Consider the following 20,539-nt stretch of genomic DNA (forward strand, 5'->3'; position numbering starts at 1 on the left):
GCAGAACTTCCTGTTCAGGGGGCGCGAAAACGCAGGATGTGCGCGCCGTCGAAGGGGTCGATGAGGTAATGGGCGTGCACGCCGAAGGTGTTCAGCAGGCACTCGGGTGTAAGTACCTCGAGCGGTTTGCCGAGGGCGACCAGGCGGCCCTTGTCGAGCACCGCGACGCGGTCGCAGGTGAGCGCCTGGTTGAGGTCGTGCAGGGCCACCAGGGTGGTCACCGGCAGGGCCTGCACCTGTTGCAACAGGCTCAGCTGGTGCTGGATATCCAGGTGGTTGGTCGGCTCGTCCAGCAGCAGCACCTGCGGCCGCTGTGCCAGGGCACGGGCAATGTGCACGCGCTGGCGCTCGCCACCGGACAGCGACCCCCACAGGCGGGTGCGCAGGTGCAGGGCGTCGAGGTCGGCCAGGGCCTGCTCGACGATCGTGCGGTCCTCCCGGGAGAACGGCGCCAGCGCCGACAGCCAGGGGGTGCGGCCCAGGGCAACGGCATCGAACACGCTGATCGCATCGAGGGTGTCGGCCTGCTGTTCGACCAGCGCCAAGGCCTGGGCGACACGGCGGCGGGGCAACCGTGCCAGCGGTTCGCCCAGCAGTTGCACGCTGCCGTTGCCTGGCTTGCGCAGCCCGGCCAGCACCTTCAGCAGCGAGGATTTGCCGGAGCCGTTGGGGCCCACGATGCCCAGGGTTTCACCGGCGACAACGCTCAGTTCGATATCGCTGAGCACGGTGTTGCCGGCCAGTTGCAGCCCCAGGTTCTGGCAACTCAAGGGGGCCATCTGTAGCGCCGTCATGACCGTCATGGGCGCCCCCGGCGGCTGACCAGGATCAGCGCGAAGACCGGTGCGCCGAGCAGCGCGGTGACCACGCCAACGGGGATCACCTGGCCCGGGATCAAGGTGCGCGACAGAATGTCGGCGGCAATCAGGAACAGTGCCCCACCCAGTGCGCTGGCGGGCAGCAGGCGGCTGTGCCCGGGGCCGAGCAGCAGGCGCAGGGCATGGGGGATCACCAGCCCGACAAAACCGATGGCACCGACGATGGACACCATCACGGCGGTCACCAGCGCCGCGCAGCTGATCAGCAGCAACTGGGTACGCCGCACCGGGATGCCCAGCGACGCCGCCGAGTCGGCACCGAAGGTGAAGGCATCCAAGGCACGGCGATGCCACAGGCACACCAACAGCCCGAACAGTACAACTGGCACGGCCAGCCACACCGAAGGCCAACGCACGCCACTGAGGTTGCCCAGCAGCCAGAACAGGATGCCGCGCGCCTGCTCGGCGGTGGCCGACATGGTGATGAGGAAGGCGGTAAGGGCGTTGAACAGTTGCGAGCCGGCGATCCCGGCAAGGATCACCTGGGCATTGTTGCTGCTGGGGCCGGCTGCCCGAGCCAGCACCAGCACCAGGGCGAACGCTGCCAGGGCGCCGATGAAGGCACCGCCGGACATGCTCAGCGCCAGGCTGCCGAAGCCCAGCAGGCCCACCAGCACCGCACCGGTCGAGGCGCCGGCAGACAGCCCCAGCAAGTAAGGCTCGGCCAACGGGTTGCGCAACAGTGCCTGGAGGATCACGCCGCAGGTGGCCAGGCCGGCGCCGCAGGCCGCAGCAACCAGGGTGCGGGGCAGGCGGTAGTTCCAGACGATGCCGGCGTCGATCGGGTCGACCGGGTAGCCGGCCTGCCACAGGTGGTTGGCCAGCACCTGGCCGACCACGCCGGGCGACAGGTTGGTTTCGCCGATGGCGGTGCCGGCCAGCAGGGCCGCCAACAGGGCGGCCAGGGCAACGGCGATGAAGGGTAACAGGCGCATCATCACTGGGCTGCTTTGCCGCTGGCGAAGGCGGTGGCCAGTGTCTGCAGGCCGCTGAACAAGCGAATGCCGGCCTGCATGGCGTCGGCGTCGAGGATGATGATGCGATCGTGCTTCACCGCGTCCATGTTGCGCGTTACCGGGTCGCTACGCAGGAATGCCAGCTTCTTCTGGTAGTCGTCGGCGGGGTAGCGACGGCGGTCCATGCGGGCAATGATCAGCCAGGTGGGGTTGGCCTTGGCCAGGGTTTCCCAGCCTACGGTCGGCCATTCTTCGCTGGACTCGACCACGTTGCGCACGCCGAGGGTGCGCAGCATGAAGTCGGCGACCCCCTGGCGGCCCGCCACGTAGGGGTCGATATGCAGGTCGGCGCTGGAGAACCAGAACAGCGCCGAGGTGGCGGACAGGTCCTTGTCGGCCAGTTGTGCCTTGGCACTGTCCAGGCGGCCTCTGAGTTCGGCATTCAGGGCCGTGCCACGGTCCTGCACATCGAAGATTGCCGCCAGCTGGCTGACGCTCTTGTAGATAGTGTCGACCTGGAACGCCTGCAGGCGGGTGCCATCGGCGCCCACCAGGTTGTCCTTGCCTTCGCAATCCGACGGCAGCAGGTAGGTGGGGATGCCCAGTTCATCGAACTGCTCGCGGGTGCCGACCACGCCCTGGGCACCGACCATCCATTCGAACTGCACCGTCACCAGTTGCGGGCGCTTGCCCACTACCGCCTCGAAGCTGGGTTCGTTGTCGGCCAGGCGCGGTACCTTGGCGTTCTGCACCTGGTACTCGGGCAGCACGTTGTTGAACCACAGCGAGGTGGCCGCCAGTTTGTCGCCCAGCCCCAGCGCGTAGAGCATCTCGGTACCGGCCTGGCCAATGGTGACCGTGCGTTGCGGCGCCTGGGCGAAGGTTTGCGGCTTGCCGCAGTTGTCGACCGTCAGCGGGTAATGGGTGGCAGCAGCCTGGGCCAGGCCGGTGAGCAGGGTGGCAAAACGGGGCAGCATGCTGGGCGATCTCCTATCGGACAGTTCGGGTGAGGAACGCACGGACAGGCATCGCCGAGCCCCCGCTGGCGGCAGGGGCAACACTGATGGCCAATCCCGGACACCCCGCCGGTTGGTGAATGTAGGCCGGCAGGTCTCCTGACTGGTGCGTCATGGCCTGGCTCCGGCCTTCCCGGGTTCGTGGCCCAGTGGCATCGATGGAGCAGGCTCGGCACCTACAGTTGCGGGGGCAGTTCCGTTTGGCCCGATTTGGCGGGCCTGGGATTCCCTATTGATTCCGTGGTGGAAACCGGCGGCCGGCATGGTAGACCATCGTGCCGCCGGGTGAAAACGCTTTTCAGAAGTACTTCAGCCAGGTGATGTCGCGCCGCCGCGCCTTCAGGCGGGCGAACCAGCGCACCGGCAGGTACAGCGAAACTGTCAGCAGCGCTGCCCCCAGCCACACCGCGGCGATGCCGTCGAAGCCGAAGTAGTCGCCATGGTTGCGGCCGAACAGCGCCACGCTGGCCAGGTACAGCAGCTTCAGCACATACAGGTGCAGCAGGTAGAAGAACATCGGTGCCGCGCCGAACACCGCCAGGGCACTGATCCAGCGGGCCTGGCCGGCGCGTTCGAAGGCGCGCAGCAACAGCAGGCCACAGCCCAGGGTCAGGGCCAGGAACAGCAGCGACGGCGGGTACTTGGTGATGTTGAAGAAGCTCATCAGGGTTTGCGTGACGGTCGGGTAAGCGCTCCACGGCGCCTCGCCGTAGCCGTTGACCAGGCGCAACACGACAAAGCCCAGCAGCGCGATCAACCCGGCCAGCAGCAGGCGATGCTGGCGTTGGCCGGCCGCGCTGCCACGGGCGAACCACGGGCCCAGGCCGTAGCCCAGGGCGATGACACCGATCCACGGCAGCACCGGGTAGGAGGTGCGCAGGCGCAGGTTTTCGGAGAACTCCAGCCAACCCCGGTCATGCAGGATCGCCCATGGCACATGCAGGGCGGATTCGGCGCCGAAGTGCAGGCCGTCGAGCAGGTTGTGGCCGGCGATGATGATTGCGCCCAGGGTGATCAGGGCGGCACGTGGCAGCCAGACCAGCAGGGACAGGGCGATCATGCTCACGCCGATGGCCCAGATCACCTGCAGGTAGATGACGCTGGGCGGCAGCTGGAAGGTCCAGGCGAAGTTGACCAGGGTGAATTCCAGCACCACCAGGAACAGCCCGCGCTTGAACAGGAACGCCGAGACATCGCCGCGGCCCTGGTGTTTCTCGCCGTACAGCCAGGCCGACAGGCCGGTCAGCATGACGAACACCGGCGCGCAGAGGTGGGCCAGGGTGCGGCTGAAGAACAGCGAAGGCTCGGTGGTATCGATGGCCATCGGGTCGCTGACCTGGCGGTGCAGGAAGAAGGTTTCGCGGACATGGTCCAGGAGCATGAACAGGATCACCAGGCCGCGCAGGGCATCGATGCTCTGCAGGCGCTGGTTGAGCAGGGTGGGGGTGGCGCTGGCGCTTGTCATGGGAGGTCGCTGATAGGAATTGATGTCAACTGAAACGTTATCTTATAACTAAATGGTAGTGAGTTGGTAACTGTTTTTGTGGTGCCTGTACCGGCCCTTTCGCGGGCTTGCCCGCTCCCACAGGAATTTCACCCATTCTGAAATCTGTGCAGTACCTGTGGGAGCGGGCAAGCCCGCGAAGAGGCCGGTGCAGGCAGTGCAGATCAGAAGCTGTAATCCACCGTCGCAAAGTACGACCGTGGCATCCCCATCAGCCACTGCTGGCCACTGAACGCCGACTGCACATACTCACGGTCGAACAGGTTGTTCAACTGCAACCCCAGCCGCACATCCGGCAACACCTGCCAGCCGATGTCGGCATCGACCACGGTGTAGCCGGGGGCGCTCTGGGTGTTGGCGGTATTGGCATATCGTTCGTCCACATAGCGCGCGCCAATACCGGCCTCCAGTTGCTGGCCGAAGCCTTTGCTCAGCCACAGGTTGGCGGTACGCCGCGGGACATTGGCCGGGCGATTGCCCGCACGGTCCTGCGCCACGCCGCCGACCATTTCGTCGAAGTCGTCATACCTGGCGCGCACGATCGCCGCGTTGGCCGACACCTGCCACTGGTGCGCCAGCGCCAGTTCCAGGGTTGCCTCCAGGCCGTCGGACGTCTGCTGGCCAGCCTGTTGCTTCTCGTGGGTGATAGGGTCATCCACCAGCAGCTTCTTCTTGACGATGTGGTAGGCCGCCAATGTCCATTCGCCACGCCCCTCCCAGAAGCGCTGCTTCAGGCCCACCTCGGTCTGCCTGGCCTCGGTCAGGTCGTAGTGCATCTGGTTGGCGCTGAGGCTGATGAGGTTGTCGACCCCGTCCTCGCTGGTGGAGTACTGGCCATACAGCGACAGGTCGTCGCTGACCGCAAACACCAGCCCGGCACGCCAGTTGCCCCCTTGCAGGCTGCGGTCGCTGCGGCTGTCGGTGGTCAGTTTCTCCTGGACGATGTGGTTCTGGTCGCGGCGCACGCCGGTGACCAGGGACAGGCGATCGCTCAACTGCAGGCGGTTTTCGGCGAACAGGGCAAAGGTGTGGGTGGTGGACAGCGTTTGCGGGCGCAGCGGCGAGGCGCTGTGGAACCAACCCGGTTGTGGCTGCCAAGGGTCGACGTAGTCACCGCCCACATCGTTGTAGGGCGCGTTGCTGTCGACGTTGAAGCGGACCTTGTTGTACTCGGCGCCGACCACGGTCTTGCTGGCCAGGCCGAACAGCGTGTGGTCGAGGGTGAAGGCCTGGCGATCGCCGAACTGTTCCTGGTTGTGCTTGATCTGCAGGTAGCTGCCGCGCAGCAGCTGCTGGCGCCCGGCATCCCAGCTGTACTCCTCGGCATTGCGCCAGTGACGGCGGCTCTTGATGTAGTACAGCTGGTTGCTGGCGCTGAGGTGGTCGCTCAACGTCCAGTCGGTGTTCAGGCGGGTCCATTCATCGACGTAGTGCTGCACATCGTCCTGCACGTTGTAGTTCTTCTTGCGCAGGCTGCTGCGGTAGTGGCCGTCGATCAGCGGGGTGCCGTAGTAGTTGGCAGGCTGCGCATCGCCGCGGTCGTGGGCGAGGGTGAAGCTGAGGTCGTCGCTGGCATCGAAGCGCAGCGCGGCGCTCAGCGCCAGGCTGCGTGACGGGGTGCGGTCGACCCAGCCGTTACCGGTTTGCTGGTTCAGGGCCAGGCGGTAGCTCAGGCGCTCACCGAGGCTGCCGCCGCTGTCCAGGCCGAGCTGCTGGCGGTCCCACGAACCGTAGCCCAGGCGCAGGTGGTTGCGTACCTCGCCGGCAAACGGCTTTTTCGGGACCACGTTGACCACCGCACCGGTGGCGCCTTCGCCATACAGCACCGAGGCCGGGCCGCGAATCACATCGATGCGCTCGACCATCCACGGGTCGACCGGGAACGTCTGGGTACCGGCACCGGTGTACAGGCGTGCGCCGTCGAACAGGGTCATCACCGAGTTGTGCCCGGTAAAGCCGCGGGCGGACAGGCCCGTGCCGCCGTCGCCCGGGGAGCCGATGTAGCTGATGCCCGGTGAGCGGGTTACCGCGTCCTGTACGGTGAGGTTGTTGCGCTGCTGGATCTGCTCGGCGCTGATGCTGCTGGTGCTGGCCGGTGTCTCCAGGGCGCTGAGGCCCAGGCGCGAGCCCGCCTGGGTCGGGGTGGTCAGGTCGATGGGGTGGCTGCCTTGGGTGTCGGTGATGGCCGTGGAGGGCAGGGCCAGTGGCTGTCGCTCGAGGTCATCGGCCAGGGCCGGCAGGGATACGGCCAGGCAGGCCGCCAGGGGGTGAAGCTTGAAGATACGGGACATGTCGTTCCACTACTGCAGGAATGAATGGATCCCGGTGGAAAACACGCAAAGGCGCACCGTGCACGCAGGCGCACGCACGGATACCGGCCTGCGCCCGCCCACCGCGGGTTGCCAAGTGAAGCTCCAGGCCGGTCTCCGGGCTTGCGAGGGGCATGAAACCTTCACCTTCCCATGCATGTGCACAGTGGTATCTCGAAGGGTTCGCTCGCTTACCGTTGCGGGGGCAGCGCCGGACTTGTCGTGGGCAACACGACGCACCGGCTTCCCGTTTCACCCTGCGCGCGGCGGCGCAGGGCACCTGAAACTGGCGGGCATATGACCATTGAAACGCGGGAGGCGTCAAATCTGCCTGCTACCAATGAAACAACTCTCGTCGCGCCCCCTCGGTAATCGCCACGATCCCCGGGTGCTTGACCTTGCGCTCTACCGAAATGGCATAGAACGACTCGTGCACCGCCTCGGTCTGCCCGATCAGCTCCACGCCATACTGGCGGCACACTTCCTCGGCGATCACGCTGGGCGCGACGAAGATGCCGCTGCCCGACTGCCCGAACGCCTGCATCAAGGCACTGTCATCGAACTCGCCCACGATCCGTGGCTGCACCTGCTGTTCACCCAGCCAGCGCAGCAGGCGGCTGCGTACCACGGTTTCCTGCCCGGGGATAAGCAATGGCGCATCCTGCAGGCAGGCGGGGAAGGGGCCTTCCAGGCGTTGTGCCAGCGCCGGGGTGGCGAAGAAGCTCAACCCACACTCGCCCAGCTTCTGGCTATAACCCTTGATGTCCAGGTGGCTGGGCATGGGGCTGTCGGAAATCACCAGGTCCAGGCGCTGGATCGCCAGGTCGGCCAGCAGCCGTTCGAGCTTGTCTTCGCGGCAGTTGATACGCAGCACGTCGTCCAGCTCCATGGTCGGTGCCAGCAGGCGGTAGACGATGGACTTGGGCACCACGTCCGCCACGCCCACGCGGAACAGGATCTGCTCCTGCGGGCCGGCCCGCAGCATGGCCTCCAGCTCGCTACCCAGCTGGAACATCTGCTCGGCATAGATCAGCGTCTGGCGCCCTGTTTCGGTCAGTTCCAGCTGGCGCCCCACGCGCTGGAACAACTCCAGGCCGTAGGTCTGTTCGAACAGACTGATCTGCCCGCTGATGGTTTGCGGGGTCAGGTTCAACTGTTCGCTGGCGCGGGCGATGCTGCCGGTCTTGGCCACGGCCCAGAAGTAGTGCAACTGCCGATAGTTGAGCATCGGTATGTTTCCGGAATCGTAAAAACCGAAGTATAACCGCTGAAAATACGAATTTTCCGGATGTGTTGCGCTCTTTAGAATACGACTCCATCAGGCGCCGTGTGCGCCGCCGGAACATGAAAAGCGAGGAACCCATGCTGCAACTCAAATCCATCGGCACGCCGCTGGTGCTGGCCTTGGCCCTGTTCACCCTGGCCGGTTGCGAGCAGGCCGAGAAATCTGCCCAGCAGATGCTCGACCAGGCCGCACAGTCGGCCAAGCAGGCCATCGACGACACCAACAAGGCCGCACAGCAGGCGTTGAGCGAGGCCATCGGCAGCGAAGGGCACAAGCCCAAGGACGCCGACAAGAAAGAAGACACCCAGGAAATCTGACCCCCAACCGCTGCTGCAGGATTTGAACAATGGAATACTTGCTGGAACTCGTCGCTAGCCCTACCGCCTGGGTTGCCCTGGCTACGCTGGTAGCCATGGAAGTCGTGCTGGGCATCGACAACCTGATCTTCATCTCCATCCTGACCAACAAGCTGCCGGTGGAGTACCGCTCCAAGGCGCGCCGTATCGGTATCAGCATGGCCTTGGTCATGCGCCTGGCGTTGCTCAGCACGGTGGCCTGGATTGTCCAGCTGACCGACCCGGTGTTCGAAGTGTTCGGCAATGCCTTCTCCTGGAAGGACGTGATCCTGATTGCCGGTGGCCTGTTCCTGCTGTGGAAGGCGACCAAGGAAATCCACGAGAACGTCGACCCGCACGGGGCCAAGGAAGAAGCCAAGGTGTCGTCGACGGTTACCCTGGGCTTTGCCGCGGCGATCTTCCAGATCCTGTTGCTGGACATCGTCTTCTCGGTCGACAGCATCATCACCGCCGTGGGCATGACCGAGCATCTGCCGATCATGATCATTGCCGTTATCACTGCCGTGATCGTCATGATGGTGGCCGCCGACCCGTTGGCCAACTTCATCAACGACAACCCGACCGTGGTGATGCTGGCTCTGGGCTTCCTGATCATGATCGGCATGACACTGATCGCCGAAGGTTTCGGCGCCCATGTACCGAAGGGTTATGTGTACGCAGCCATGGCCTTCTCGACGGCGATCGAGATCCTCAACATCCTGGCCCGTCGGGCGCGGTTGAAGCGTGAGGCGGCTGAAGGTTGATGTGAAAAAGCGGGGCGCTTGCGCCCCGTTCGCGGGCTTGCCCGCTCCTACAGGTGCCGCGTCAGCCAGATAGCTACGCGGTCCCTGTGGGAGCGGGCAAGCCCGCGAATGGGAGTAGGGAGAATCTGTAGTCAGTGCACCCCGGCATGCCGCCGCGCCCGACGCACAGGCTGTGGCTTGGCGGGGGCCTGCGGTGGCAGGTGGTGGTGGGAGTGACGCCGCACGATACGCAGTACACCCCATAGCATGGCGGCTGCAACGCTCAGCCACATGCCCACCAGCATGAGGATTGCCATGGTCAGGCTCATCTGTGCCTCCATCTCTACGGGCCGCGCTCGGTCGCCGACGCTGGCCTTCCAGACACTGCTTTAGTCTAGTCTCTCGCCTGTGACGTTCCATTGACCAAAGGTCTATTGCTTGGTCCGATTTGCTCCTAACCGGTGTCGGACTATACCCGCGCCGCTGTCCGACCTATGATCGGTGGCCAGAGCCGGGCGCTGCCTGCCCGGCGTTGGAGCAAGCGAGTGTCCATGCAGCAACCTTCCTTCAAGACCATCCCTCGTCGGCTGCTGGCGGCCTGCCTGGTAGCGGCCAGCCTGGCCGGTTGTGCCAGCGCACCCTCCGCCAACCTCAAGGGCCTGCCGCAGCGGGTCGAGATCAGCAGCGTGCCGTTCTACCGTGGCAACGCCAACCACAGCGGGGCCATGGCATTGGCGGCGGTGCTGTCGCAACAGGGGGCTCCGATCACGCCGGGGCTGCTGGACAAGCCGCTAAACCTGCCCCAGGGCGCCGAGGCGCTGGACACCGGCATCCCCCGGGTGGCGCGCGACTACGGCATGGTGGTGTATCCGCTGGACAAGCAGCTGGACGCGCTGTTGACCCAGGTGGCGGCGGGCAACCCGGTGCTGCTGCGTTACGAGGATGGTTCGGCCTGGTGGAGCGAGCCACGCTATGCCGTGCTGATCGGCTACGACCGCTACAAGCAGCGGGTGCTGTTGCGCTCGGGCATGCACCGGCGGCAGCTGATGGCGTTCGATGACTTTGCCTCGGCGTGGGCGAAGCTTGGGAGTTGGGCGGTGCTGGTGCAGCCACCGCGGCAATTGCCGGCCCAGGTGGACCGCCAGCGCTGGTTGCAGGCTGCGGATGAACTGGCGCGGGCGGGGCAGGAGATTGCGGCGAAGCAGGCTGTGAGTAGCCTGAACAAATAGCTTTGTCTGTACCGGCCCTTTCGCGGGCACGCCCGCTCCCACAGGGGCCGTGCAACCGGCACAAGTCCTGTGGGAGCGGGCGTGCCCGCGAAGAGGCCAGCCCTGCCTACATCAGAAGCCCAGGCGATCGCGCAGGCTGTAGTACCAGGCACCAATGGCGCTGAACGGCACACGCAGCATCTGGCCACCCGGGAACGGGTAGTGCGGCAGGCCGGCGAAGGCGTCGAAGCGCTCGGCCTGGCCGCGCATGGCCTCGGCCAGCACCTTGCCCGCCAGGTGGGTGTAGGTCACGCCGTGACCCGAGCAGCCCTGGGAGTAGTAGATGTTGTCGCCGATACGGCCAACCTGCGGCAGGCGCGACAGGGTCAGCAGGAAGTTGCCGGTCCAGGCGTAGTCGATCTTCACGTTCTGCAGCTGCGGGAAGGCCTTGAGCATCTTCGGACGGATGATCGCCTCGATGTTGGCCGGGTCACGCGCGCCGTACACCACGCCACCACCGAAGATCAGGCGCTTGTCGCTGGTCAGGCGGTAGTAGTCGAGCAGGTAGTTGCAGTCCTCGACGCAGTAGTCCTGCGGTAGCAGGGTGCGCGCCAGTTCGTCGCCCAGCGGCTCGGTGGTGATCACCTGGGTGCCGCATGGCATGGATTTGCTGGCCAGTTCCGGCACCAGGTTGCCCAGGTAGGCGTTGCCGGCGACGATGATGAACTTGGCGCGGACCTTGCCCTGCGGGGTATGCACCACCGGGTTGGCGCCACGCTCGATGCGTACGGCCGGGGTTTGTTCATAGATGATGCCGCCCAGCGACTCGACCGCGGCGGCTTCGCCCAGGGCCAGGTTCAGCGGGTGGATGTGGCCGCCGCTCATGTCCAGCATGCCGCCCACATAGTTGTCGCAGGCGACCACTTCGCGGATGCGCTTCTGGTCCATCAGCTCCAGCTGGTTGTGGCCGAAGCGTTCCCACAGGCGCTTTTGCGACTCCAGGTGGCCCATCTGCTTGCTGGTGAGGGCAGCGAACACGCCACCGTCCTTCAGGTCGCACTGGATGTTGTACTTGGCCACGCGCTCACGAATGATGCGCCCGCCTTCGAAGGCCATCTGGCCCAGCAGCTGGGCCTGCTTGGGGCCGACGGTGCGTTCGATGACGTCGATGTCGCGGCTGTAGCTGTTGACGATCTGGCCACCGTTGCGGCCCGATGCGCCGAAGCCGACCTTGGCCGCTTCGACGATGCTCACCTTGAAGCCGTTCTCCAGCAGGAACAGGGCGCTGGACAGGCCGGTGTAGCCGGCGCCGATGATGCACACATCGGTTTCCACCTCACCCTGCAGCGCCGGACGTGGCGGCACCGGGTTGGCCGAGGCGGCGTAGTAGGACTGGGGGTAGGGGGTGTTAGCCATGCTGCAGGAACCTCGTGTTTTATATTTTTAACGAATGTACCGATGCTATCAATAATAATAAACACCCGCTAGTCGTCCGTTGAAAATCCTTTACTCGGTCCCCGTCAGCACGCCTTTCTATAAAGGGTTTAAGATTCAGTAGGTTAGCGCGAAAAAAAATGTTGACAGGGTTTTTGGAATGGGTAGAATGCGCACCACACGACAGGCACATAGCTCAGTTGGTTAGAGCACCACCTTGACATGGTGGGGGTCGTTGGTTCGAGTCCAATTGTGCCTACCAAATCGAAAAAGGGGTGATCCGAAAGGGTCACCCCTTTTTTCATTGTGATTTTATGCGGCCAGGGGCTGGTGCGCAGCCCATCCGACCAATGCCGTGCTCCGGCAAGGTGGCCCCATGTGTAGAAAACTCGAAAGTTTTTGATTTTTCTCAAAAAAACGCTTTACAGGTACGCATTCGATCACTAATATGCGCACCACACGACAGGCACATAGCTCAGTTGGTTAGAGCACCACCTTGACATGGTGGGGGTCGTTGGTTCGAGTCCAATTGTGCCTACCAAACAAAAGTCCCGGTTTCCGGGCATCAAAAGGGCGACCCCAAGGGGTCGCCCTTTTGTTTTTGTCGTGCCCAACGAAGGGCGACTTCACGCGCTACAGCCTCGTCGTATAACCGCATAGCGAATTGCGACTATAGTGAGTCTCTAGCGATGGGGTCAGAGATGCGGCTATGCCTTCGATTGATGTGTCGCTTCCGTTGAGCCTGCGCAAACGAGCCATGTTGGCCAGTGCGTTGAACCTTCTCGCTGTCTTTGCTTCCCAGGTCATGCGGCTGGGCGGCAATCTGGTGATCACCCGCTTGCTCGTGCCGGAAATGTTCGGCGTGATGGCCATTGCAACCACTGTTTCAGTGGTGCTGCAACTGCTTTCCGATGTTGGGCTGCGGCCGAACGTCATTCAGAGCTCGCGCGGCGACGAACCGCTGTTTCTCGATACCGTGTGGACGGTGCAAGTCATCCGTGGGTTTGTGCTGTTCCTTCTGACGTTGCTATTGGCCCTGGGGGCAAAATTCACGCAGTACATCGAACTGTGGCCGGCCCATTCCACCTACGCCGCTCCAGAGCTACCGATGGTGCTGGCTTTGTCTGGGTTCGCCGCGATCATCTATGGCTTCCAGTCGCCCAAGGTCGATGTGGCCATCCGTGTCTTCCAGCAGAAGAAGGTAGTGATCGCCGAACTGATTGCACAGTTTGTCGGTTTGATCGTGATGCTCGTGGCAGGCTATCTCACCCGCTCCATCTGGTCATTGGTGGCGGCGGGGCTGCTGAGCACACTGGTTTTCACCGTACTCAGTCACTTGGTATTCCAAGGGCCGCGCAACCGCCTGCGATGGGACCCCGCCGCGCTGCGCGAGGTGTTCGATTACGGACGCTGGATCTTGTTGTCGTCCTCCGTAGGGGTGCTGGCGATGCAGGGTGACCGGATCTGGTTCGGCGGAAGTATGTCGGTCGCGGAACTAGGGGTCTATTCCATCGCTGTCGCCATCCTCGGGGCGATTCAGTCGGTCCTGCTGCGGCTGGCGGGGGCAGTCGCCTTGCCGGCCTTCAGTGAGGCAACGAGAAGTGGCGACAAAGAGCGGGTGCGCAGCCTTTACTACCGCTCCAGGGTGCTGTTCGACCTGACCTCGCTGTTCGCTTGCGGTTTTTTGCTGACTGCCAGCCCGCTGTTGATCAGTTGGCTGTACGACGACCGTTATGCCGGCGCCGGCAATACCATGGCCATTCTCTCGCTCTCTCTTTTCACCTTGCGCTTCACGCTGGCACACCAGCTCTGGTTGGCCCTGGGGCTGACCAAATACGTGGCGATGGACAACATCATCCGGGTCGTTTCGCTGTTTATCCTACTGCCGGTCCTCATGGCCATCGGTGGCGTGAGCTATGCCATCTGGGGTGTGGCGCTGCATACCTTCTTCACGCTTTTCCTGATTTTTCCTGTCAACCGCAAGCTGGGTCTGCTGGACCTGAAGCGCGAGGTTGTAGTACTGCCTGCCCTGCTGATCGGCGTCTTTTTCGGTGAAATGATAACCAGCCTGTTCACCTGATTGGGCCGTGAAGGCGCAGGCAGGTGAGCGTGTGGTCGGTAGACACATGGGCCGCGAAAGGTTCCAGCGCCTGGGAGGGGAGGCTGCATCAGGCGGCCCCAGAGACCGCACGGTCAGGTATGCCGTTGTTATCTTTCGCCATATTCACAAGTAGAAAAAATGGCGCCATAAAACATACGGTTTCCACTGGCTAATCATTGAATAATCAATGATTAAGCGTGTCTTGACAGATCTTTTTTGCAGATCTTTAATCTTTTGGTATATGGCAGCCTGTGGCGTTTAAGTGCCGAAGGTTATTGGGTGTTTATTTGGCAGCACTTATTGCCTGTTAACTGGATACGCTCCAAGGACATGAAATGAGAGAGCACATACGAAAGCTCATAACGCCGTCGATGCGCTTCGAAATAAGAAAGTTCTTGATTTGGGCCCAGGATATAATGGGGCGCGCGTGTTTGTGGCGCTGGGAAATTACCAGTTTTCGGCTGCAGACAAGTAACGACTACGAAGTCTTATATGTCGGTCGAAAGAGCCGCAAGGAGATGGCCAAGCTGCTCATCGGCGGTAAACCCGAGGTCGACACCAAATCCGGCGATAGCGCGCAACAGCCTGGCGCCGCGTCCCATAGGGTGTTGATCAGCGAGATGCCCAGTGCAGGTGCCCTGTACGTGCCCCATTACCTGAGTGCCATCATCCCCCTGGGGCGTCCGCTGGAGGAGATCATCGCCCGCTACGACGGTGAACTGCGCCGCAACATCCGCAAGTGTCGGCCGCTGTACCGCATGCAGCAGGTGCTGACGGACGAGGAGATTGGCAAGGCCGACCGGGAAATGTTGCAGCCTTATGCCCAGGCGCGGCATGGCCTGCATGCCAAACAATTCGACTCCCAGGAAGTGTTGCGCATCGCCCAGACCGTTGGCCGGCTCGACCTCGTGATGAAAGGCGAGGAGGTTGTAGCCTGTCATTTCGGTTGTGTAATAACCCGGGCCGGCAAGCGCTATTGGAGCACGCTTCGCTTTGGCTACCCGGAGGCCGTCTTCAACGACCCAAAACGACTGCGCGAGGTCAACTCGATCACTACCTTCATGGCCCTGGAATGGGCCATCGAGCAGGGTTTCGATTATTACGATATCGGCCAATGTCTGGCACGTCCGGACGATGGGCTTTTGAAATGGAAGCGCCGGCGCGGCGGTGATGTGGATACCTTGGGCAACCAGGCTTATATGTTCGTCCGGCTGCCGAAGACCGGTATCGCCAAGTTTCTCTGGGAGTTCCCGTTATTTGCCGTCGAGGACAGCAGGCTTACACTGCATCTGGGTTTGCCGGATGGGCCAAGTGACGAGGAGATTGTCGACCGCTATCGTGAAATGGTCTTCGGTGGCTTATTCAAGATATACATTTACTGTGCGAAAGCGCCTGGCGAACTGCTGCTGGAGAACTTGCGCGATCGATATGCTCACTTCCAGTCCCCTCCCATTCTGGAAAAAGTAGTGTGCAACTGAGCGTGAAAGATAGCCTTTCAATGAGAGCGCTGCATGATGAACGACATTTCGGGTATAGAGACGAAGGGATCCGACCATAAAAGCTGGAGCTTGGCCGCATACAAGTACCTCGCAAGAAAGCGGCTGGTACGAAAGCCGTCGGAGAACCTGAAGAACCTTGCGGTCAGGACTTGGGATATCGCCCCGGCCGAGGTCACCCCAGCGCCTCCCGCTTTCTTTCTGCCGAATCAGTTGGAGCGAGTGACCGGCTGGGAAGCGAAACGTTTCTTTCCTTTCGAGCATCCGCGGCGGACCATGGAGGGGCTGGGCAGCGTCGCACAGGCCCCTACCAAGGGCTATCTGATCAAGGACGTCATTCTGATCGATGGCGCACTCTACAAGAACAATGCCAGCTTCTGGCTGTCTGACCGGCCCAACGGGTTGCCGCGAATCGTCGTGGAGCAAGAGATCGAGCGTGGGGCCGCTTATTGTTCACGTTACGGCAACCGCTGGTTTGGAACGTGGCTGGCCGAGGATTGCGTCACATATGCTTTGGCCCGTAACGAAGGCGTGCCGGTCACCACGGCACCCTCCGGCAGGTTCCCCCTTTTTTCCCAGGCTGCGCAGTACGAAGAATGGCTTGGCATGCATCCGCTTCGGCTGCACACGGCCTTTTTTCGAGAGTTGGTGCTGTTCGATGACTTCAGCCACAACACAAACCAGTCCGAGCGATACCGCGCCATGGGCCAAAAGTTGTTGTCGCGGGTAAATTACCAGTCCCACCCGGGGGTTTTCATCTTGCGGGGCTGTGACGGAGATCTGCGCCTGCTGCGCAACGAACTACAGATTGCCGAACATCTGCAAAAACATCGCGGCTTTCGCATCCTTGCCCCTTTGGGGGGCGACCTGGCAACCATCGTGGAAACCTGTGCCGGGGCGAGGGTAGTGGTGGGCGTCGAAGGCAGCCAGCTCATCCACGGTATGAATGTGCTGTCGCCCGGCGCTTCGGTGCTGACGCTGCAGCCACCTGATCGCTTTGTCTGCTTCTACAAGTACCTGACTGATCGCGATCAACAGCATTTCGGCTTTGTGGTCGGGATACCTGATGGCAGCGGCTTCCGCATCGACCTCGATGAGCTCGAACGGACCTTGGATCTGCTGCCGTCATGACAGGGCAAGGCATGCCATGACTGCCTGAGGTGCATGAGCACTGGTTGCACGGTGTAACGTATGGTCGCGGTCCTTGCCTGGGGAGGGCGTGCTAGAATCCGCGCCTTCGAATCTGGAGGTACACGCGTGCGCAAACTGGCTGTGGTAATGGCAGTGCTCGCCCTGGCGGGCTGTGAGAACGAGGTCGAAGGCGTGCACAAACAGGTGGCCGAACACCTGCACAACCCCAAGACCGCCAAGTTCGGCAACGTGCGGATCGACACCCAGGGCACCATCTGCGGCCAGGTCCGCGGCAAGGATGATGCCGGGCAGTACGAAGCCTACCGCAGCTACGTGGCGATCAAGCGCGATGGCCAATACGAAATCATCGTCGACGACAGCGGCAACAACCTGCGCATCCGCGAGATGTGTGGCGGCGCCGAGCTGCAGCGTCGCGCCGAAGCCCTGGCTGGCCAGCCGGCCCCGCAAGGCTGGGATGTGGAAGTGATCCAGGGCGCCAACATGGGCGCGCTCAGCGACATGACCGCGCGCCTGATCGAAAAGGGCATCCCGTCCTCGGTGGAGTACCGCGACGGCAAGCCGGTGGTGCTGATGGGGCCGTTCCCCAGCCGTGAGGAAGCCGAAGCACGCAAGGCCGAGGTGATGGCCAAGCTGGGTACCGATTCGGTGGTGATCCAGCACGGCGCAGCGCGCTGAAAACCCTGTGTGCGTGGGGCCTGTAGGAGCGGCCTTGTGTCGCGACGGGCTGCGCAGCAGCCCCGGGATTTCGGCATCACAGCAGATTCTGTGGGGCTGCTTCGCAGCCCGTCGCGACGCAAGGCCGCTCCTACAGGGCGTGCGCCAGCTTCCGGATTTCGAGCAGTCAAACGCGCACTAGACATTGTCCGCACAGTTTTGGCTATGCTTGGCAGGAAGAAGCCGAACGGGGAGGGCCTCATGTCTACACTGGAGCGGGCCATTGCCGTGGCCGCCAGGGCGCATGAAGGGCAATACGACAAGGGTGGGGCTGCTTATATCCTCCACCCGCTACGCGTGATGATGCGGGTTTCCACAACCGAACAACGGATTGTCGCGGTGCTTCACGATGTGATCGAAGACACCCCGCTGACCCTGTCCGACCTGGCGCGCGAGGGTTTCGCGCTGAAAATCCTTGCCGCCTTGCTGGCGCTCAGCCGCCGTGAGGGCGAGGCCTACCAGGACTTCGTGGTGCGCCTGGGCGGTGACCCGCTGGCACGCACCGTCAAGCTGGCCGACCTGGCCGACAACAGCGACCTTTCGCGCATCCCCTGCCCAGGCCCCACCGACCTGGCGCGGCTGGCGCGTTACCGCCAAGCCAGCGCCTACCTGCAGGCGTTGGCCTGAGGTTGAATACGCGGTCAGTCTTCCTTCGGCACGGTCCAGAAAATCTGCACACCGCCATCGTCGCGGTGGGCGAGGGTGACGTTATCGTTTTCGGCGATTTCCTCGAGCAGGGTTTCCCAGTCTTCCGGGGCTTCCTGTTCCAGGCGAAAGATCAGCGCCGCGCGGCTGCGCTGGGCAGTGGGGCTGTTGATGATCTTCTGGATGCGAATACCCAGTTGTTCATAGCTGCTCGGGGTGGCGGAGGCGGTGCTGGACACAAGTGTTTCCTTGTTTTTGCTGTATGCACATACAGTATTTCACTGTAAGTAATTTCGCAACAGCTTGTCAGGCGAAAACTGTGCTCAAGCGTGGGCTGATCCGTGCGCAGCGTTATCCAGGGTATTCCACAGGCTTCTCATCGTAGGGTTCTGATTCAACAGCGAGCAGTACGAGCGGATCTCCAGGCGAGTGCTCCATTCGGCGCCTCCAGCCTGCACGAGCAACCCTCTTTCCAGCTCGTCATTCACTGCACTGTGGGGCAGCCAGGCTACCCCATAGCCCTCGACAGCCATGCGAACCAGCAGCATCGCCATATCGGCCTCATAGCAGCGTTCCAGGGGGGGCGACTTCAGGTGCGTTGCGAATGACGACGTCTGCCACTTTCCCCAGGAATGTCGTGGCCGTGTACGCCAGGTGCGGAATAGGTTTCTTGCCGGCGCAAAGCCGGAACATCGGCTTGCCCTGCGCGTCGGGCGCACACACGGGGATGAATGCATCATGGCCGAGTGCCAGGCTACCGAAGCGCTCAGGGTCCAGGGAGATGGGGGTAAGCGGATGATGGTAGACAATCATCAGGTCGCAGCTGCCTTCTTCAAGGGCGATGACGGCGTCATTGATGTTGGCCGCCACTACCCGGGCATTGAAGCGCTCGTTTTGCTGCTGGAACTGGCTGAGCCATTTCGGCAGGAACGTCATGGACAGGCTGTGGGCTGCCGTGATCTGGATCGAGCGCCCTGGCATCCGTTTCACGTCCCTCAGGTCGGCGCGCAGTGCCATCAAGGCGGCGAGCGCCTGGCGGGCTTCAGCGCAGAAGGTCTGGCCGGCGGGCGTGAGCTGTACCGGGTAGGTGGCACGATCAACCAGCTCGACACCCACCCACTCTTCGAGCGAGCGGATTCTCCTGGAGAGCGCGGACTGTGTAACGCATCGCACCTCGGCGGCGCGGGAAAAATTCTTCCACTCGGCGATCGCCATGAGGTCGTCCAGCCACTTGATTTGCATCGCTGATCTCCTTCGCCAGGCGCTCAGTGTAAGCGTGTTCGCACAAGCCTCGACAGCGATGCCTATAAACTATTCCGAAAACGCATAGGGTCAGCCCTATTACTCATCAACTTGTTTTTTCGTGGCGATAAACTTGTCTCCAGCACTCTCCTAGCGAGTTGCTGTTCCTGTCTTTATTCCAATCCTGCCAAGTAGAAAAAATAGAAAATAACTTGAGGAAAATATCGTGAAAAACAATAAGCTTCCGCGCCGAATTGCGATAGGTATCGCCTTGGGCGTAGTCGTCGGCTGGGCATGTCATCATTTCGCAGGCAGCGAACAGGACGCCAGGCAGATAGCAGCCTACTTCTCCATGGTGACGGACATCTTTCTGCGTCTGATCAAAATGATCATTGCGCCGCTGGTGTTCGCCACACTTGTCGGCGGGATCGCAAGCATGGGCAATTCACGTTCGGTCGGCCGCATCGGCTTTCGTGCCATGGCCTGGTTCGTCTGCGCTTCGGCCATTTCACTGGCGATCGGCATGGCGCTGGTCAACCTGTTCGAACCAGGCGCTGGCATCAACTTGCAGGTCGCGCAGCACGCTGATGCCGTTACAGCCCCGGTGAATACGGGTGACTTCAGCCTCAAGGTATTTATCAGTCATGTATTCCCTCGCAGTATTGCCGAGGCCATGGCCAATAATGAAATACTTCAAATTGTGGTCTTCTCTTTGTTCTTCGGCTTCGCTCTGGCTGGCGTCAACCGAGCCGGCCATACAAAGATTGTGGACTGCATCGATGAACTTGCGAAAGTGATGTTTCGCATCACTGACTATGTCATGGCATTTGCACCGATCGGGGTTTTTGCAGCGATCGCTTCGGCAATCACTACTCAAGGCCTGGGGCTGCTGGTCGACTATGGCAAGCTCATTGTCGAGTTCTACCTGGGCATCCTGCTGCTGTGGGCAGTGCTGTTCGGTGCGGGTTACTTGTGCCTGGGCAAGTCTGTTTTCACGCTCGGCAAACTGATTCGCGAGCCTGTGCTGCTGGCGTTCTCCACGGCCAGCAGCGAGGCGGCCTACCCGAAAACGATGGAAGCGCTCGAGAAGTTCGGTGCGCCGAAACGCGTGTCCAGCTTCGTCCTGCCGTTGGGCTACTCGTTCAACCTCGACGGTTCGATGATGTACCAGGCGTTCGCCATCATGTTCATCGCCCAGGCATACAACATCGACCTCAGTTTCACCCAGCAGGTGTTGATCCTTTTGACACTGATGATTACCAGCAAGGGCATGGCGGGCGTGGCGCGGGCGTCGGTGGTGGTGGTCGCTGCGACCTTGCCGATGTTCAACCTGCCTGAGGCTGGCCTGCTGTTGATCATCGGTATCGATCAGTTCCTCGACATGGCGCGTACCGCTACCAACGTCGTGGGCAACAGCATTGCCACGGCGGTGATCGCCAGATCAGAGCCACAGACCGAGCCGGAAGCGGCAAGCGGGGCGTCCACCCTCGACCGCCCGGTATCGGCCGCCTGAGGAGTTTG

19 protein-coding genes, 2 tRNA genes, 1 pseudogene and 2 riboswitches are annotated in these 20,539 nt (G+C 62.2%); of the genes and pseudogenes, 11 read left to right on the forward strand and 11 right to left on the reverse strand.

The window, feature by feature from the left end; translation table 11 throughout:
• Positions 1-14: 14 nt before the first annotated feature.
• The 6 genes from C163_RS09285 to nhaR all read right to left on the reverse strand — a co-directional run bounded on the left by C163_RS09285 (position 15) and on the right by nhaR (position 7,891).
• Positions 15-803 carry an ABC transporter ATP-binding protein gene (locus C163_RS09285; RefSeq protein ID WP_025338514.1) on the reverse strand — a complete coding sequence of 263 codons (789 nt, stop codon included), beginning with the start codon at positions 801-803 and terminating at the stop codon, positions 15-17.
• Positions 800-1,816: an iron ABC transporter permease gene (locus C163_RS09290; RefSeq protein WP_025338515.1), complete on the reverse strand. Its 1,017-nt coding sequence runs from the start codon at positions 1,814-1,816 to the stop codon at positions 800-802. Before C163_RS09290 ends, C163_RS09285 begins: the two co-directional genes overlap by 4 nt.
• The gene (locus tag C163_RS09295) at positions 1,816-2,811 is read right to left on the reverse strand and encodes an ABC transporter substrate-binding protein (RefSeq protein WP_025338516.1); all 996 of its coding nucleotides are present in this window, start codon (positions 2,809-2,811) and stop codon (positions 1,816-1,818) included. Before C163_RS09295 ends, C163_RS09290 begins: the two co-directional genes overlap by 1 nt.
• A gap of 110 nt (positions 2,812-2,921) precedes the next feature.
• Positions 2,922-3,120, reverse strand: a riboswitch (cobalamin riboswitch).
• Positions 3,121-3,148: 28 nt separating this feature from the next.
• The gene (locus C163_RS09300; RefSeq protein ID WP_025338517.1) at positions 3,149-4,315 is read right to left on the reverse strand and encodes a DUF1624 domain-containing protein; all 1,167 of its coding nucleotides are present in this window, start codon (positions 4,313-4,315) and stop codon (positions 3,149-3,151) included.
• Positions 4,316-4,518: 203 nt separating this feature from the next.
• A complete protein-coding gene (locus tag C163_RS09305) occupies positions 4,519-6,645 on the reverse strand; it encodes a TonB-dependent siderophore receptor (RefSeq protein ID WP_025338518.1) in 2,127 nt (708 codons plus the stop codon).
• A gap of 108 nt (positions 6,646-6,753) precedes the next feature.
• A riboswitch (cobalamin riboswitch) is annotated at positions 6,754-6,962 on the reverse strand.
• Positions 6,963-6,997: 35 nt separating this feature from the next.
• Positions 6,998-7,891 carry a transcriptional activator NhaR gene (gene nhaR, locus C163_RS09310; protein WP_015269780.1) on the reverse strand — a complete coding sequence of 298 codons (894 nt, stop codon included), beginning with the start codon at positions 7,889-7,891 and terminating at the stop codon, positions 6,998-7,000.
• Between the two features lie 134 nt (positions 7,892-8,025).
• Between nhaR and C163_RS09315 the strand changes: the two genes are divergently transcribed.
• Complete coding sequence (locus C163_RS09315) at positions 8,026-8,265, forward strand: hypothetical protein (protein WP_025338519.1); 240 nt, start codon at positions 8,026-8,028, stop codon at positions 8,263-8,265.
• Between the two features lie 29 nt (positions 8,266-8,294).
• A complete protein-coding gene (locus C163_RS09320; protein WP_003260907.1) occupies positions 8,295-9,047 on the forward strand; it encodes a TerC family protein in 753 nt (250 codons plus the stop codon).
• A 131-nt stretch (positions 9,048-9,178) separates the two neighbouring features.
• On the opposite strand, the gene C163_RS27300 is transcribed toward C163_RS09320, so the two are convergent.
• Positions 9,179-9,355: a hypothetical protein gene (locus C163_RS27300; protein ID WP_167506588.1), complete on the reverse strand. Its 177-nt coding sequence runs from the start codon at positions 9,353-9,355 to the stop codon at positions 9,179-9,181.
• 165 nt (positions 9,356-9,520) lie between these two features.
• Here C163_RS27300 and C163_RS09325 point away from each other — a divergent pair, with 165 nt between their 5' ends.
• The gene (locus C163_RS09325; RefSeq protein ID WP_025338520.1) at positions 9,521-10,255 is read left to right on the forward strand and encodes a peptidase C39 family protein; all 735 of its coding nucleotides are present in this window, start codon (positions 9,521-9,523) and stop codon (positions 10,253-10,255) included.
• 111 nt (positions 10,256-10,366) lie between these two features.
• Here C163_RS09325 and C163_RS09330 read toward each other — a convergent pair whose 3' ends face one another.
• Complete coding sequence (locus C163_RS09330) at positions 10,367-11,650, reverse strand: FAD-binding oxidoreductase (protein ID WP_025338521.1); 1,284 nt, start codon at positions 11,648-11,650, stop codon at positions 10,367-10,369.
• A 203-nt stretch (positions 11,651-11,853) separates the two neighbouring features.
• Between C163_RS09330 and C163_RS09335 the strand changes: the two genes are divergently transcribed.
• From C163_RS09335 to C163_RS09365, 7 genes are all read left to right on the forward strand, one after another.
• A tRNA-Val gene (locus C163_RS09335) sits at positions 11,854-11,930 on the forward strand.
• 202 nt (positions 11,931-12,132) lie between these two features.
• A tRNA-Val gene (locus tag C163_RS09340) sits at positions 12,133-12,209 on the forward strand.
• A gap of 168 nt (positions 12,210-12,377) precedes the next feature.
• Positions 12,378-13,748 carry an oligosaccharide flippase family protein gene (locus C163_RS09345; RefSeq protein WP_025338522.1) on the forward strand — a complete coding sequence of 457 codons (1,371 nt, stop codon included), beginning with the start codon at positions 12,378-12,380 and terminating at the stop codon, positions 13,746-13,748.
• 356 nt (positions 13,749-14,104) lie between these two features.
• Positions 14,105-15,247, forward strand: coding sequence for a hypothetical protein (locus tag C163_RS09350; RefSeq protein ID WP_025338523.1), 1,143 nt, complete (start codon positions 14,105-14,107; stop codon positions 15,245-15,247).
• Positions 15,248-15,280: 33 nt separating this feature from the next.
• Positions 15,281-16,396: a glycosyltransferase family 61 protein gene (locus tag C163_RS09355; protein ID WP_025338524.1), complete on the forward strand. Its 1,116-nt coding sequence runs from the start codon at positions 15,281-15,283 to the stop codon at positions 16,394-16,396.
• A gap of 126 nt (positions 16,397-16,522) precedes the next feature.
• Positions 16,523-17,092, forward strand: coding sequence for an SPOR domain-containing protein (locus C163_RS09360; protein ID WP_025338525.1), 570 nt, complete (start codon positions 16,523-16,525; stop codon positions 17,090-17,092).
• A 240-nt stretch (positions 17,093-17,332) separates the two neighbouring features.
• Positions 17,333-17,758 carry an HD domain-containing protein gene (locus C163_RS09365; protein WP_025338526.1) on the forward strand — a complete coding sequence of 142 codons (426 nt, stop codon included), beginning with the start codon at positions 17,333-17,335 and terminating at the stop codon, positions 17,756-17,758.
• A gap of 14 nt (positions 17,759-17,772) precedes the next feature.
• On the opposite strand, the gene C163_RS09370 is transcribed toward C163_RS09365, so the two are convergent.
• The 3 genes and pseudogenes from C163_RS09370 to C163_RS09375 all read right to left on the reverse strand — a co-directional run.
• Positions 17,773-18,015, reverse strand: coding sequence for a DUF1654 domain-containing protein (locus tag C163_RS09370; protein ID WP_025338527.1), 243 nt, complete (start codon positions 18,013-18,015; stop codon positions 17,773-17,775).
• An 84-nt stretch (positions 18,016-18,099) separates the two neighbouring features.
• Positions 18,100-18,516, reverse strand: coding sequence for a LysR substrate-binding domain-containing protein (locus C163_RS27680; RefSeq protein WP_371257955.1), 417 nt, complete (start codon positions 18,514-18,516; stop codon positions 18,100-18,102).
• Positions 18,517-18,529: 13 nt separating this feature from the next.
• Positions 18,530-19,018 (reverse strand): annotated as a pseudogene (locus C163_RS09375) (LysR family transcriptional regulator); the annotation flags it as partial.
• A gap of 226 nt (positions 19,019-19,244) precedes the next feature.
• Between C163_RS09375 and C163_RS09380 the strand changes: the two are divergent.
• Positions 19,245-20,531 carry a dicarboxylate/amino acid:cation symporter gene (locus C163_RS09380; RefSeq protein ID WP_025338528.1) on the forward strand — a complete coding sequence of 429 codons (1,287 nt, stop codon included), beginning with the start codon at positions 19,245-19,247 and terminating at the stop codon, positions 20,529-20,531.
• Positions 20,532-20,539: the final 8 nt, after the last annotated feature.

The sequence above is a fragment of the Pseudomonas sp. FGI182 genome (assembly GCF_000511325.1).
GTDB classification, from domain to species: Bacteria; Pseudomonadota; Gammaproteobacteria; order Pseudomonadales; family Pseudomonadaceae; genus Aquipseudomonas; species Aquipseudomonas putida_Z.

Excerpts from the sequence above, each read along its gene's own strand:
- C163_RS09330 (WP_025338521.1), bottom strand. The coding sequence starts at position 11,650 with ATGGCTAACACCCCCTACCCCCAGTCCTACTACGCCGCCTCGGCCAAC.
- C163_RS09315 (WP_025338519.1), top strand. The coding sequence starts at position 8,026 with ATGCTGCAACTCAAATCCATCGGCACGCCGCTGGTGCTGGCCTTGGCC.
- C163_RS27300 (WP_167506588.1), bottom strand. The coding sequence starts at position 9,355 with ATGAGCCTGACCATGGCAATCCTCATGCTGGTGGGCATGTGGCTGAGC.
- C163_RS09325 (WP_025338520.1), top strand. The coding sequence starts at position 9,521 with ATGATCGGTGGCCAGAGCCGGGCGCTGCCTGCCCGGCGTTGGAGCAAG.
- C163_RS09320 (WP_003260907.1), top strand. The coding sequence starts at position 8,295 with ATGGAATACTTGCTGGAACTCGTCGCTAGCCCTACCGCCTGGGTTGCC.
- C163_RS09295 (WP_025338516.1), bottom strand. The coding sequence starts at position 2,811 with ATGCTGCCCCGTTTTGCCACCCTGCTCACCGGCCTGGCCCAGGCTGCT.
- C163_RS09350 (WP_025338523.1), top strand. The coding sequence starts at position 14,105 with ATGAGAGAGCACATACGAAAGCTCATAACGCCGTCGATGCGCTTCGAA.
- C163_RS09365 (WP_025338526.1), top strand. The coding sequence starts at position 17,333 with ATGTCTACACTGGAGCGGGCCATTGCCGTGGCCGCCAGGGCGCATGAA.
- C163_RS09355 (WP_025338524.1), top strand. The coding sequence starts at position 15,281 with ATGATGAACGACATTTCGGGTATAGAGACGAAGGGATCCGACCATAAA.
- C163_RS27680 (WP_371257955.1), bottom strand. The coding sequence starts at position 18,516 with ATGATGCATTCATCCCCGTGTGTGCGCCCGACGCGCAGGGCAAGCCGA.
- C163_RS09305 (WP_025338518.1), bottom strand. The coding sequence starts at position 6,645 with ATGTCCCGTATCTTCAAGCTTCACCCCCTGGCGGCCTGCCTGGCCGTA.
- C163_RS09345 (WP_025338522.1), top strand. The coding sequence starts at position 12,378 with ATGCCTTCGATTGATGTGTCGCTTCCGTTGAGCCTGCGCAAACGAGCC.
- C163_RS09300 (WP_025338517.1), bottom strand. The coding sequence starts at position 4,315 with ATGACAAGCGCCAGCGCCACCCCCACCCTGCTCAACCAGCGCCTGCAG.
- C163_RS09290 (WP_025338515.1), bottom strand. The coding sequence starts at position 1,816 with ATGATGCGCCTGTTACCCTTCATCGCCGTTGCCCTGGCCGCCCTGTTG.
- C163_RS09285 (WP_025338514.1), bottom strand. The coding sequence starts at position 803 with ATGACGGTCATGACGGCGCTACAGATGGCCCCCTTGAGTTGCCAGAAC.
- nhaR (WP_015269780.1), bottom strand. The coding sequence starts at position 7,891 with ATGCTCAACTATCGGCAGTTGCACTACTTCTGGGCCGTGGCCAAGACC.